Raw genomic sequence first — 14,433 nt, 5'->3', positions numbered from 1 at the left:
GATGAAGACTTGATGATAGCTAATTACTCAGCTTCAACGAAATCGTCTTTCTCAGCTTGAGCAACGATGTTATTCTCGCGACCTTCAGTGATAGCAGCTGCAACAGCGCTAGTGTAAAGGCTTACAGCACGGATAGCATCATCGTTACCAGGAACGATGTAATCAACGCCGTCTGGGTTAGAGTTAGTATCAACGATTGCAACAACAGGGATACCTAGGTTGTTTGCTTCACGGATAGCAATGTGCTCGTGGTCAGCATCGATAACGAAAAGCGCGTCTGGAAGACCGCCCATGTTTTTGATACCACCAAGGCTCTTTTCAAGCTTTTCCATTTCGCGGTTAAGCATTAACGTTTCTTTCTTAGTTAATTTCTCGAAAGTACCGTCTTGGCTTTGTACTTCAAGGTCTTTAAGACGCTTGATTGATTGACGTACAGTTTTCCAGTTAGTCAACATACCACCTAACCAACGGTGATTTACGAAGAACTGATCGCTTTCTAAAGCAGCTGCTTTAACTGCGTCGCTTGCTGCGCGCTTAGTACCAACGAAAAGAACTTTACCTTTGTTAGCTGCAGCACTTGATAAAAACTTAAGTGCGTCGTTGAACATTGGTACAGTTTGCTCAAGGTTGATGATATGTACACGGTTACGTGTGCCGAAGATGAAAGGCTTCATCTTAGGGTTCCAGTAACGTGCTTGGTGACCAAAGTGAACACCAGCTTGAAGCATATCGCGCATTGAAACGTTTGCCATTTTATAGATCCTCTATAGTTGTTTAGGGTTAGGCCTCCACATATCCCATAGCACCAACACCGAAGTAATTAAACTTCAAATGCACCCAAGTGTATGTGACGATACGTGTGTGTGTTAAAATAAAATTGTGTTTGCCTTAAATACAAAAAATCATTTAAGAATTTATTTGTAAAAAGACGGCGCGCTTTATACCATATTAAAATTAAATACTCAACGTCGCGTGCAAAATTTGTTCGGCGATAAATGTTAGAAACTCAACTTTGGAGCCTCAATGAGCGCTATTATCAAGACCCCTGAAGAAATAGAGAAAATGCGCGTAGCTGGGCGCTTAGCGGCCGATGTACTTGAAATGATCGGCCCTCATGTAGTGCCGGGTGTTACCACCGATGAGCTAAATACACTTTGTCATGATTATATTGTTAATGTGCAACAAGCAATCCCTGCTCCGTTAAATTATCATGGCTTTCCAAAATCAGTTTGTACGTCAGTTAATCATGTTATTTGTCACGGAATTCCAAATGACAAAGCATTAAAAGAAGGCGACAGCGTAAATATTGACGTAACTGTCATTAAAGATGGCTACCACGGCGATACTTCTAAAATGTTCCACGTTGGTACACCAAACATCCAAGCTAAGCGTCTTGCAGAAGTAACACAAGAAAGCTTATACCTTGCTATTAAAATGGTAAAACCAGGTGTGCGCTTAGGTGATATTGGCTCTGCTATTCAAAAATATGCAGAAAGTTTTAATTACTCTATTGTTCGTGAATATTGCGGCCACGGTATTGGCGCAGGATTTCATGAAGAACCACAAGTAATGCACTACGGTAAAGCGGGTACTGGCGAAACTTTAAAAGCGGGCATGTGCTTAACAATTGAACCAATGGTTAATGCGGGTAAACGCCAATGTAAGCTACTTAAAGATGATTGGACTGTAGTAACTCGCGACCGCAGCTTGTCTGCACAGTGGGAACATACTTTATTAGTGACTGAAAATGGTGTTGAAATTTTAACGCTACGATCAGATGATACTATCGACAGGATCATAGAACACTAATAATAAATAAGAAATTAGGAGCCAGCCCACGTGGCATTACCCAACAAAGTAAAAAAGTTGCTCAGCGATGCAGAGCAACTTAGTGATTATCGCGATTGTTCTAGCTATTTTTATAAATGGTTACATAACGAATTTTCTAAACAACCGGTTGGGAATTTAATTAATGCCCGGGCTGAGTTTATTGACCGCCTACTAATTAAGCTTTTTCATGTTTACGACTTAGCGCGCGAACCTGATTTAGCACTAATAGCAGTAGGCGGATACGGACGTGGCGAGCTACATCCCTACTCCGACATCGATTTTTTATTGCTTGTAACTAAACCACCAAGCGAAGAAATATGCGAAAAAATAGGCCAGTTTGTCACCATGCTATGGGATCTCAACTTAGAGATTGGCCACAGCGTGCGCACGATAGAACAAGCCATTGAGCAAAAACGTGAAGACGTTACTTTTGCCACCAGTTTACTCGAAAGCCGCCTTATTTTTGGTAATCATATTGAGTTTGAAAAACTCAAAACGCATATTCTAGAAACCCCCGTATGGCGCTCCGGTGAGTTTTTTACTGCCAAAGTTCAAGAACAAAACTTACGTCACAAAAAGTGCCATGGCACCGCGTATAATCTTGAGCCAAACATTAAAGAAAACCCCGGTGGCCTGCGCGACTTGCAAACCATTATTTGGGTCGCAAAAAAGCACTTTAGAACCGAAACCCTGCAAGAGTTAATAAGTCACGGCTACTTAACCCATGAAGAGTTTCAAGAGCTTTCAGAGTGCCTAGAGAACCTATGGAATATTCGCTTTGCACTGCATCTAGCCGCAGGTCGGGCTGAAAACCGCTTATTGTTTGATCATCAACCACAAGCCGCCGAAATTTTAGGTTTTGGTAGCGACGGTAAAGCCTCTGTTGAGCGTATGATGAAGCGCTTATTTAGAATAATGAGCCGCGTGCGCGAACTTAACCAAATGCTACTTTCATACTTTGAGCAAAGTATCATGCCCGAAAGTAGTGAAAAAACGGTGATAGTACTCGACAGAAACTTTGAGCAAGTGGGCCATCAAATACGCGTAAAAGATCCATCTGTATTTTTTAGACGTGACCAACTTTTTGTATTGTTTGAGCACATAGCAGACAACCCTGCAATAACGCATATTTACCCAAGCACTATTCGTACAATCCGCCAAGTACGCCGCCGTTTATTGGGGGATTTACAAGATTATGCAGCCTGTCGTGAAGCTTTTTTACGCTTAGTTAAACACCCTAATGGTATGGGCCGCGCATTTACGTTAATGCACAAACACGGCATGCTTGCCGCCTACTTACCGCAGTGGCGTAATATATTTGGACAAATGCAGTTCGATTTGTTTCACGCCTACACCGTAGATGAGCATACTCACAAATTAATCAAAAATATTTACGAATACTTTGATAAAACTGGCATTAGCGAGTTTCCTATTTGTAGTGAAATAGTCACTCGAATGGACAAACCAGAGCTACTTTATTTAGCCGGTATATTTCACGACATTGCTAAGGGACGAGGGGGAGATCACTCAGAACTTGGCGCTGTTGATGCTATAGCCTTTGCTAAACTACATGGTTTTTCATCCTCTGACGCAAAATTAGTAGCATGGCTTGTAAGTAACCATTTACTTATGTCGGTTACCGCGCAGCGTAAAGATATTAACGACCCTGCTGTAATAAAAGACTTTGCAACACGTATTAAAACAGAGCGCCAACTCGACTATTTATATTGTTTAACCGTTGCCGACATCCGTGCAACCAACGACAACTTATGGAACGATTGGAAAAACACCCTACTGCGTGAATTGTACTTGCACACGCAGCGCGCATTACGCTTAGGGCTTGAAAACCCAATGGATCAGCGCGACCAAATTCGCGATAAAAAGCACCAAGCTAAACAACGTCTACTCAACTTAGGTTACCCTGAGAATAAAATTGATTTAATTTGGAGTCGCTTTAAAGCCAACTACTTTACCGCCTTTAGCGAACAGCAAATATCGTGGCAAAGTGAGCATTTATTAACTAGCACCGATTTAAGCCAACCCAGTGTCATTGTATCTAACAAAGCAATGCATGGGGGTACACAAGTATTTGTATACAGCCCCTACTCTGGTGCGCTTTTTGCGAGATTAGTGAGTGTAATTGGCTCTAAAAAAGCACAAATACAGCACGCGCAAGTACTGACCACAAAAGATGGTTACGTCCTGTTTAGCTTTGTAATACTTGAAGTAAGTGGCGACCCTATTGCAAGTGGTCGAGCGCAATCAATTAAACGCGGGCTTGAGCAAGCACTTAGCGATCCGCGTAAAAAAATTCGCTTTAAAAAGAGCCGCTCTCAACGCTTTAAAGATTTTAATATTAAACCTAAAATTGTGTTGCGCCCACATGCACGCAAAGACCGTAGCTTAATAGAAATTCAAGCCGTCGATATACAAGGTTTACTAACCAAAATAGCCGAAGTTTTCCAAGCGCATTTACTACACATTCACGCTGCCCGTATTACAACGGTAGGTGAACGTGCAGAGGATTTCTTTGTTGTATCTAATAACGAATACCAAGCGCTGACTGATGAAGAGCAAGCAAAAATTCATCAGGCATTACGTAAAAAATTCAACGCCGAAACAGAATAGAGGACACACATGTCAGATTTAAAAACGATGATCGAAAACGCATGGGACAACCGCGATAGTATTAGCCCAAGCACAGTATCAAGCGACGTAAAACAAGCCATTATTGATGCACTTGATTTGCTTGATAGCGGCGCAGCACGCGTTGCTGAAAAAATATCAGGTGAATGGGTTGTACACCAGTGGCTTAAAAAAGCCGTTTTACTGTCGTTTCGTATTCGCGACAACCAACCAATGAACGACGGCGTAAACCAGTTTTACGACAAAGTACCACTTAAATTTAGCGACTACACGCCAGAGCAATTTCAGCAAGGTGGTATGCGCGTAGTACCAAACGCAGTAGCACGTAAAGGCAGCTTTGTAGGTAAAAACGTCGTACTTATGCCATCGTACGTAAATATTGGCGCATACGTTGACGACGGCACCATGGTTGATACATGGGCGACTGTAGGCTCATGTGCACAAATTGGTAAGAACGTACATTTATCAGGTGGCGTAGGCATAGGCGGCGTTTTAGAGCCTCTACAAGCTAATCCAACTATCATTGAAGACAACTGCTTTATTGGCGCACGTTCTGAAATTGTTGAAGGCGTAATTGTTGAAGAAGGCGCAGTAATTTCAATGGGCGTTTACATCAGCCAAAGCACTCGTATTTATGACCGCGAAACCGGCGAAATTCACTACGGCCGCGTACCAGCAGGGGCAGTAGTTGTTCCAGGCGCACTACCGTCAAAAGATGGCACCCACAGCCTTTACGCTGCAATCATCGTTAAAAAAGTAGACAAACAAACACGTGAAAAAGTAGGCATCAACGCCCTACTACGCTCAATTGATGAGTAACAGTCGGTTGGGTTGAGGGAAACGAAACCCAACGATACTTTTAAGTTAAGTGTTTTAGCTAAACTTTAATTGTATATAGAAAAGCTCTAAGCCCTTTGGGTCTAGAGCTTTTTTTGTTATCTGAACGTTTTCTATTATTAAATGGAGAGTTGATCATATGGATACTGAAGAAAGTAACGAGCTAGTCTATCACTACACATCTTTGGATGCTTTTATCTCTATTGTGAATAGCAGAACCTTTCGGTTTGGCGACGCAAGAGCAATGAATGACTATACAGAGATAGATCATAATATTAATCTTCTTTTAAATTTAGAAAAACAAAAACCTGAGCTAATGAAAAAATTAAATATTTCAAATGAAGGGTTTAATAAAGGCATTAAAAATATTAAGTTTTTCAAAAAGCATATTGAAAATCACTATATACATATAATGAGCTTTAGTAAAAACCCAGATTCTTTAAGCCAGTGGCGGGGATATGCAGATAACGGTACAGGAATATGTTTTAGTATCAATTTATCAGCATTACGACACTGTCTAAATAATACTTACCGCATTGCTGGGAATTGCGTTTACAAACAAGGAGAATTAAACACAGAAGCACAAAACTTATTAAAATTAGCCTCAACTTTTGATAGTGATCAATTTGAATTTGAGGCTAGAAGTAACTTTCTTGATAACTTTATCGCATTTATAACAACAGGTAAAAATGAGGCTTTTATAGACGAAGGTGAAGTAAGGTTAGTTTCTTTCATTGAAAAACTGCCACCACCTCAAGATGTGAAATTCATAAACTCTAATGGCTTTATTAAAAGCTATCTTGAAGTAAGTTTTCGAATAAATATAATTGACACAATTATACTTGGACCGTGTTGTAAATTTGCAGCTAATGACCCCGTCTTTAATGATATGTTAGACAATTTATTTTTTAATAAAAAACTCTACGAGTTAGGAGTTGATACTAACCCATATAAGCCTAAAGTTTTAAGTTCAAAGGCAACTTTCAGATAACCGTTGGGTTTCGTTTCACTCAACCCTTCCTACGTCGATAAAATTAATCCCGAGCTACTGCTCATTGTTAGCAATACCCCCCTAAACCTAAGATCACTTATAAAAAAAGTGCTTTTATGTAGCAACGTAGTAATTACCTTGCCCTGCTTCATCAACAAACAAGATAATCAAACCTTTCTTCCACCAAATTCCATTAAAATAAAATTTACATAGTTAACTTAGTGGTGATATAACTGAATGTGTTTTGGGAACGGAGTTGGTGATAAATCAAACCATTAACTGCCAGCTAAAAAATATTACTCAGCTAGCTTACCCTTACACCCTTTACTTAAGGAAAATAAAAATCCTAACTAAAACAGCGTTTACCACATTTTAAAATAACAAAAGCACAAGTAGGTTGTACTAATGGAAGAGTATTTAATCGTTAAACAAAAAAGTAGATACCCTATCGCTATTGCGGCTTTATTGTTGTTATTGGCTTTGGGTTATTTAATTAAGATACTACTTTTCTCAAATGATATTCCTGAACGTTATTTAAAGCCAATATTAGTCTCTCAAGTATCATTACCCAATGTATTAAAAGGGATTGGTACAATAGAGCCTACACAAAGAGAGCTTTTGTCTGCGCCGCTAAAAGGCAATATCAACACACTTACAATTCGTGAAGGGCAAGCTATAAAAAAAGGCCAAGTATTAGCAAAGCTAACTAACTACGAATTGGAACAAGATATACATAATGCGAGTTATGAGCAGCTTAATTTAGAATCCCAAGTAGCTATTGATAAAAGTAATTTAGCAATTAAGCTCTCGCAAATTAAAGTCGACTTATCAAAAGCTAAAATGGCATTGCAGCAGCAAGCGCTTGAATTAAATGCTAATAAAGTCTTAATGGAACAAGGTATTATTTCTGCAATTCGCTTTAAGCAAAGCGAAATGCTTTACAAGCAAAGTGAACTTGAAGTTAATGCCAAAAATGGTGAACTTAGTCTATTTAAAGAGGCATTTGATCAGCAATTAATTGCGCTTGATAACAAAGTAAACATCTCAAAAAACAAACTTAGCTATTTACAAAGGCGTCAAGAGCAACTAACACTCACAGCAAACTTTGACGGTACCGTAAGCCAAAGCTTAGCTAAATTAGGTCAAGCGGTTACTCAAGGGCAATCGCTGTTTGAGTTAATAGAGACCGACAACTTACTGGCTAAAATACAAGTCCCTCAGTATTCATCCACTCAGTTAAAAATTGGCCAAAAAGCAGACATAGTTACACCCAGTGGCACAATTGCAGCTAAGGTTGATTATATTGATACGGTAATAAGAAATGGCGCTATTAATGTATTTTTAGTATTAGACGCTTCCCCTCCATCATGGCTTAGAAGCAGCCAAGCAATAGAAGCTCATATTTATTTGGAGCAATCTTTAGTAGCTCAAAACATTAAAAAACCGAATGATTTTGATAACTACAGTCTGTGGAAAGTATATGAAATAACGCCCTCCAGCAAAGCTATTCTTACTCATATAAATTACAAAACGACTGAGCAAGACACTTTAAGCTTTGATGAGTCGCTACAAGGTAACTATGTTTTATTACTACCAGCAGCTTATGCCACTCAAAGTTACCTTGATTTGAAAGAAGTATTTTAATGAGGTGTCAGTTATGAGTTATCCGTTAATAGAGTTTAATAATATTTTTTATCAATACCCTAATACCAAAATTGATACCCTCAAAGCTGTAAGTTTTAAAATAAACAGTGGTGACTACATTGCAATAACTGGTACTTCTGGCAGTGGTAAAAGTACCCTACTTTCTATTTTAGGTTTACTAAACTTACCTAGCCAAGGGCAATACACTATTTTAGGCACTAACACAGCAGACTTAACACCCGACTCTATTGCAGCCATTAAAAACAGAGAACTTGGTTTTATATTTCAAAACTTTAATTTATTAAATCATTTAAGCGTATTTGATAACGTGGCTTTGCCACTCAGTTACAACAAATCGGTGCCTAGGAAGGATTACCAAAAAAAAGTAGAAGCTGCGCTTAATAAAGTAAATATGCTTGAATTTATTGATAGAAAGCCAAGCCAATTGTCAGGCGGGCAACAACAAAGAGTTGCTATTGCTAGAGCATTAATAAATGAGCCTTCTATTATTTTAGCCGATGAGCCAACGGGTAATTTAGATTCGAGTAATAGCGAACAAATATATCAGTTACTCAATAAGCTAAACGACGATGGCAAAACAATTTGCTTAATAACACATGATGAAAACCATGCTAAAACAGCAAAAACGCGTTTGTATATTCAAGACGGACAGCTTAGTGCGCAAGGTTTTTGATGCTGAACTTAATTACTGATCTGACCTTAAACTGGCTAAAATATGCTAAGCAAAATACTAAATTATGGCTTAGCTGTTTGTTGCTGAGTATTCCTTTGTGTTTAATTTTAAATATAAATAATATTCATAGTCAGTTTTTATCAGCCGATCACACGGCAATAAATAACATCCACAACATTAAACAAGTTTACTTAAGTGACACTCAAAATGACTTACCCGTTGATGAGTACATTTTTGATGAAATAACCTTATTGCACCAAGATTTAGTCGGCGTTTTTGAACGCTCTATTGATTTATCATTAAAGCTTTCGGTTAATCATGATAGCGAGCCTGTTAAGGTAAGCTTTATATCGGGGGGTTATAAACAATTAGGTATCATTCCTGCTTTAGGCAGCTTTGAGAAGCTAGATTTCCCAAAACAAGGCAGCGCACTAAGTGCCGCCATTAGCTATTCGTTTTGGCATACTCATTTTAAAGGTGTCACTGATATTATTGGCAAACAGCTTGCTGTTAATAATAAAAGCATAAACATTGTTGCTGTAATGCCAAAAGAGTTTAAAAGCTTTAAACGTGCCTATGAACCTAAACTCCTTATTTCTTACTCGCAACTCAAGCGCATTTTGCCTCAAGAAAGTAGCCTGACCCCAGATACATTTACGTATATTTTAGGAAACGTTAAAAATAAAACACTCTTTTTAAGCTTGCTAAATAAGCACTTACAAAACGAAATGTTTATATTTGATAACACCGAACTTAAGTTTAGTGATGGTATTGGCGTTAGCCCTACTCACTTTAATAAAATAATAAAGCGCCTAAACTTATTGCAGTTACTTTATTATATTTTACTCTCATTTAGCTTTATTGCCTTTTGTGCATTTTACTGTGCAGAGTCAATTAAAAAGCAACAAGAAGAAACTATACGCAAACTATGTGGAGCCAATAACACACACATTTTTGTGCAGCAAATTATTGATATTGCACTCACAAGCCTACTACTTATTATTGTAATGTGCGTTTTGTATCCACTGAGCGACCGCATTAGCGCAATTTTATTACCAAGCCTGAATAAGCTAAGCAGCTCTTTTTCATTATTTACGCTGGCGGTATTTTACATAGTTATTATTACTTTTTTATCGGCGCTTAGTTATTTTCAGCGAAGGTGGGTACACAGCAGTATTGGACGCGGCCAAAGTGCAACAACAAGCGAAAAAGTACAAGTGTTCTCATTGCTTTCGTTACTTACTAGCCTTGCTATTACAAGTGTTTACATTAGTAGTTTGGTTATTTACAGCCAGATTAATTTAAATAATAAAAGTATGGGTTTTAATGCAGATAATATTCTAATTGCCAGCTTTAGTTTTCCACAATCACCTAGCGAGGCCTTTAATGCAAATAACTCTGCTCAACAATTAATTCAGCAATTAAATTCACTGCCCATTATTGAAGAAGTATCACTTAGCTCTGCCCCGCCACTATCAGATCGCAGTGGGTTTAGTGCATGGTACACCGTTACCGGACAAGCTATCAGTTCGGTTAAAAGCGCCAGTACCGCAAGCCATAGAGTGAGCCCGCATTACTTTAAAACTATTGGCGCTAAGCTTATTTCTGGGCAAAGTGTGCAATGGCAACAGTACCAAAACATTGTCGTTAACAGCGCTTTATGGGATCAATACTTTGCAGGCACAGAACTAAGCCAAGCTTATTTATTAGCCCAATTTGATACTGGAAAAGTAAAACATAAAGTAGTTGGCGTTGTTAATGATATTTATAATGAAGGGGCCGACACACCGGTTCAGCCAACTGTATATAATGTAATAAGTGCCCTGACAGGTTTTGAAACAATTATAATTAAAACTCATGCGCCCATCACACAAGTTGAAAGTGAACTCCAAACGGCAGTAAGAGCATTAAGTGTTAACTTTAACGATTTATCACTTACCCCCCTTTCATCTTTAGTAAAAAATGAGCAAGCCCCTAGAAATGCATTACTAATAATTACCGTTGTGTGTTCCTCAATTCTTCTACTCTCTGCGTTTTTATACAACTACAGCAGTATTAAACAGCTTACTGCTAAATCATCTACAGAGCTTGCATTAAGACGTGCTATGGGCGCTCGCAGCTACCAAATATGCTATTTATTTTTAAAGCTATTTTTCACTGCATTTGTGATAACCCACATAGTTATTATTGCGCTATTTTTCACCCAACATGAAAAACTACAAACTTTTTTATTTCAACAATCCGTTTTTGACCTAAACACGATACTTACAGTGCATTTAGTCATTTTGTTAGCGGTTATATGTATTATTGCTATAGAGATTAAAAAAACACTTAACAATTCGTGGAATAACTTAACTTAAGGATAAGCATGTATAAATTACTACTAGCTACACTACTTATATATGGTGGAAATACATACGCTGAGCAGTACAGTTTCTCTCATTACCAAATGGTTAAATCGCCCATTAATAATACCGCACCGCAAATGTTTTTATTTAACAGCAAAGGCGAGTTGATGCATTACTCTGATAAATATTTACCAAATATTTTATCCATTTTTAAAAATAAACAAAGCCATCCTGATTCTGATTTAATTAAAAGTAATTTAGAGCAGCTATTAACAACATTGCCCGATTTTACCCAGCAAAAGTATACGTTGTTTTACACCTCAATAGATGAAGATGTAGGCCCTTGTCCGCCTTGTAGGCAACAAGAAAAAACCATCGACATGCTTAAAAGTAAGTTTTCAGACAAGCAGCTAAAGGTTCATTCAATTTCTATAAATGCCAGTGACAACAGTATATAAAAAAAACCCGCTAAATAACTTTAGCGGGCTTTTTGTTGCGAAGGTTAAACCTTTAAAAAGTTTACAGCGCGTTAAATACGTCGTCTGTTTTAGCTGCGCAAATAAAGTCGTTTTTGTGTAGGCCTTTAATTGAATGGCTCCACCATGTAACGGTTACTTTGCCCCACTCGGTTAATAAACCTGGGTGATGGCCTTCGTCTTCTGCCATGTCGCCTACTTTGTTAGTAAACGCGATAGCCTGTTTGAAGTTTTTAAATTTATAAACTCGCTCAAGCTGCATAATGCCGTCACGTACTTCTGGTACCCAGTCTGGGATTTTAGTAATTAATTGTGCTAACTCTTCGTCAGATACTTTTGGCGCATCTACATGACAGGCTTCGCATTTTTGTGCACTTAATGAAGACATTCTAAATCCTTACTTTTAGCTTTTTTAGCATTAATGTTTAACTGGCTAATTTTTCTTTTGGTGGAAATTTTGGGTCGTGCAAACCAAGCTCTTTAGCTCGCTCAACCAAAGTCATAATATCCATTTGCGATATATCAAACAGATCATGAATCGAATTTATGGTGTAGTACTGTGGTTGCATAATATCAATACGGTACGGCGTACGCAGTACATCAAGCACGTTCATTGGGCTAATTTCTGGCGTATTTGAGTATACATACTGAGTCTCCCCTGGGCTTGATAAAATGCCGCCGCCGTAAATACGCAGGCCATCTTCGGTTTGCATTAAACCAAATTCAACCGTAAACCAGTATATACGCGCAAGGTATACACGGTCCTTTTTCTGCGCTGCGTAACCTAATTGCCCGTACTTGTGTGTAAACTCGGCAAAGTCAGGATTAGTTAGCATGGCGCAATGGCCAAATATTTCATGAAAAATATCTGGCTCTTGTAGGTAGTCAAATTCTTCGCGGCTACGAATAAATGTAGCTACCGGAAACTGCTTGTTTGCCAGTAATCTAAAAAACTCATCAAAGTCGATAAGCGCAGGTACTGGTGCAACTTGCCAACCGGTAGTGGCTAACAATACTTCGTTTAGTTCGCTTAACTGCGGAATGCGGTCGTGCGGCAGGTTAATCTTTTTTAACCCTTGCATGTACTCGTTGCAGGCTTTGCCTTCAATGCATGCAAGTTGGCGCGCTACAAGCTCAGACCAAATTTTATTTTCTTCATCACTCCAGTGTATAACACCATTTTCGTCTGGTGTTTTGGATGTGTATTTACTTGCTTTAGCCATAAGTACCTTCTTGGGTGTGAGCCCTAAATCGGTGTCAGTGTGATACTCAAACCTGTTGAATATCGAATGACCCCATACTATGCAAAAGTGAAGAAAAGTTTAATAGATAGGCTAACATCAGTATTTAGCGTGATCACTTAGATCGTAAATTTAAAATTACACTCATGGCACATTAAAAATACAGGCCCTTTAATAAAGGCCTGCAGTTTATTTTTAAGTGTATACAATTAAATACACCTAACCAATTTTAGTAAAAGCTTGGTCTAAATCACTAATAATGTCGTTAACATCTTCAAGCCCAACCGAGAGTCTGATCAGCCCATCACTTATTCCAGCGGCAGCTCGCTCCTCTGGCGTATAAGGCGAGTGAGTCATAGATGCAGGATGCTGAATCAGTGTTTCTGCGTCACCGAGGCTTACTGCAAGTGTACAAAGTTTCATACTATCAATAAATTGAGCGCCATCATGTAGCGTGCCTTTTATTTCAAACGCAATAACACCACCAGCGGCTTTCATTTGATTACCAATAAACTTATAACCTGGGTGCGATTTAAGCCCCGGGTAATATACGGTGCTTACTTGTGGATGCGCTTCTAGATATTGCGCTATAGTTTGTGCGCTTTGACAATGGCGCTCTATTCTAATAGCGAGTGTTTTTAGGCCTCGATTAATTAGCCATGCATCGTGCGGGCTTATGGTTGCACCAATGTCTTTTAGTACGGTCATTTTAATGTGTGTTATGTGCTCAAGCGATCCACATACAATACCGGCAACTACGTCTCCGTGGCCGTTTAAGTACTTGGTCGCACTGTGCATTATAATGTCGATGCCGTATTTTTTGGGCGATTGCAGTAGCGGCGTTAAAAAGGTGTTGTCGACCACACTAATTAAATTGTGTTCTTTAGCAACTGCGCCAATCAGTGACAAATCAATAACCGCCATAGTGGGGTTGATTGGCGTTTCTACAAATATCATTTTTGAATTAGGTTTGATGGCAGCGCGTAGTTCGTCCTCGTTGGTCATATCAACAAAAGTGACTTCGATTCCCCAGCGCGGCAACATATGCGAGAAAAACGCAAAGGTACAACCATATAAAGCACTTGAGGCAACAAGGTGATCTCCTTGCGATAAAAAGCTCAGTACTGAGGCCGATACAGCCCCCATACCTGTTGCGGTTGCAGCTGCTGCTTCACAGCTCTCTAGTTGAGCAACTTTTTGTTCAAGCTCTGTGGTTGTAGGGTTTCCTAAGCGCGTATAAATATAGCCAGGTTCGTCGCCTGCAAAACGCGCAGCACCTTGTGCGGCATTTTCAAAATGAAAGGTAGAGGTTTGATACAAAGGAGAAGTGAGTGCGCCGTGCGGGTCGTTTGCTTTTTGTGGTCCGTGAATACACTGGGTGTTTATATGATGCTTGCTCATTGTAGGCTCATTTTTTTGATTATTATGTTTTTGCGATTCAACAATCAAAACGTATGCGCCTACAAACAGCAAGCATGCCGGATGCTCAGATGGCTATTTGTGCAAAAACCGTGCAGCGCACGTTTGTACACAAATATTGCCACCAGGGCGTGTTGACCTTTGCGGATTGAAATTTGTTCAATCCAAGGAAGATTAAATCGCGGCGCGAGGTTTGTAACCTAGTGGGCTCGATAACTGCTCCTGCGTTATTCTAATGGCTTACATCCATGTAAGAATAAGTAAAAACCGAGCAAAGCTTCCGCGTCCTGCTCACGCCCCTTACCTA

At 39.1% G+C, this 14,433-nt stretch carries 12 protein-coding genes; 8 read left to right on the top strand and 4 right to left on the bottom strand.

Annotated features, from left to right (window positions below):
* Positions 1-23: 23 nt before the first annotated feature.
* On the bottom strand, positions 24-752 hold the full coding sequence (gene rpsB, locus H5117_RS15005) for a 30S ribosomal protein S2 (RefSeq protein WP_024596499.1): 729 nt from the start codon (positions 750-752) through the stop codon (positions 24-26).
* A 271-nt stretch (positions 753-1,023) separates the two neighbouring features.
* Between rpsB and map the strand changes: the two genes are divergently transcribed.
* The 8 genes from map (at position 1,024) to H5117_RS14965 (ending at position 11,448) form a co-directional block, all read left to right on the top strand.
* On the top strand, positions 1,024-1,809 hold the full coding sequence (gene map, locus H5117_RS15000) for a type I methionyl aminopeptidase (RefSeq protein WP_002958322.1): 786 nt from the start codon (positions 1,024-1,026) through the stop codon (positions 1,807-1,809).
* A 30-nt stretch (positions 1,810-1,839) separates the two neighbouring features.
* The gene (gene glnD / locus H5117_RS14995) at positions 1,840-4,458 is read left to right on the top strand and encodes a [protein-PII] uridylyltransferase (RefSeq protein ID WP_002958323.1); all 2,619 of its coding nucleotides are present in this window, start codon (positions 1,840-1,842) and stop codon (positions 4,456-4,458) included.
* A gap of 9 nt (positions 4,459-4,467) precedes the next feature.
* Positions 4,468-5,295 carry a 2,3,4,5-tetrahydropyridine-2,6-dicarboxylate N-succinyltransferase gene (gene dapD, locus H5117_RS14990; RefSeq protein WP_002958324.1) on the top strand — a complete coding sequence of 276 codons (828 nt, stop codon included), beginning with the start codon at positions 4,468-4,470 and terminating at the stop codon, positions 5,293-5,295.
* Positions 5,296-5,452: 157 nt separating this feature from the next.
* On the top strand, positions 5,453-6,304 hold the full coding sequence (locus H5117_RS14985; RefSeq protein ID WP_182696047.1) for a DUF2971 domain-containing protein: 852 nt from the start codon (positions 5,453-5,455) through the stop codon (positions 6,302-6,304).
* A 405-nt stretch (positions 6,305-6,709) separates the two neighbouring features.
* Positions 6,710-7,948 carry an efflux RND transporter periplasmic adaptor subunit gene (locus H5117_RS14980; protein WP_182738542.1) on the top strand — a complete coding sequence of 413 codons (1,239 nt, stop codon included), beginning with the start codon at positions 6,710-6,712 and terminating at the stop codon, positions 7,946-7,948.
* A 13-nt stretch (positions 7,949-7,961) separates the two neighbouring features.
* A complete protein-coding gene (locus H5117_RS14975) occupies positions 7,962-8,642 on the top strand; it encodes an ABC transporter ATP-binding protein (protein WP_182682336.1) in 681 nt (226 codons plus the stop codon).
* Positions 8,642-11,002 (top strand): hypothetical protein, encoded by a 2,361-nt coding sequence (locus H5117_RS14970; RefSeq protein ID WP_182738540.1) that lies wholly within the window; start codon positions 8,642-8,644, stop codon positions 11,000-11,002. The genes H5117_RS14975 and H5117_RS14970 overlap by 1 nt, the downstream gene beginning before the upstream one ends.
* An 8-nt stretch (positions 11,003-11,010) precedes the next feature.
* Entirely contained in the window at positions 11,011-11,448 is a 438-nt protein-coding gene (locus H5117_RS14965; RefSeq protein WP_182693128.1) for a hypothetical protein, read from the top strand.
* Between the two features lie 61 nt (positions 11,449-11,509).
* Here the strand turns inward: H5117_RS14965 and H5117_RS14960 are convergent, their stop codons facing one another.
* The 3 genes from H5117_RS14960 to megL all read right to left on the bottom strand — a co-directional run bounded on the left by H5117_RS14960 (position 11,510) and on the right by megL (position 14,108).
* The gene (locus H5117_RS14960) at positions 11,510-11,854 is read right to left on the bottom strand and encodes a 4a-hydroxytetrahydrobiopterin dehydratase (protein WP_002958326.1); all 345 of its coding nucleotides are present in this window, start codon (positions 11,852-11,854) and stop codon (positions 11,510-11,512) included.
* Positions 11,855-11,891: 37 nt separating this feature from the next.
* Positions 11,892-12,689 carry a phenylalanine 4-monooxygenase gene (gene phhA / locus H5117_RS14955; RefSeq protein WP_002958327.1) on the bottom strand — a complete coding sequence of 266 codons (798 nt, stop codon included), beginning with the start codon at positions 12,687-12,689 and terminating at the stop codon, positions 11,892-11,894.
* 237 nt (positions 12,690-12,926) lie between these two features.
* Complete coding sequence (gene megL / locus H5117_RS14950; protein ID WP_182716215.1) at positions 12,927-14,108, bottom strand: methionine gamma-lyase; 1,182 nt, start codon at positions 14,106-14,108, stop codon at positions 12,927-12,929.
* Positions 14,109-14,433 lie beyond the last annotated feature (325 nt).

The sequence above is a fragment of the Pseudoalteromonas sp. SG45-1 genome (genome assembly GCF_014164135.1).
Lineage (GTDB): Bacteria > Pseudomonadota > Gammaproteobacteria > Enterobacterales > Alteromonadaceae > Pseudoalteromonas > Pseudoalteromonas distincta.
This window is presented reverse-complemented; position numbering and strand designations above follow the sequence as displayed.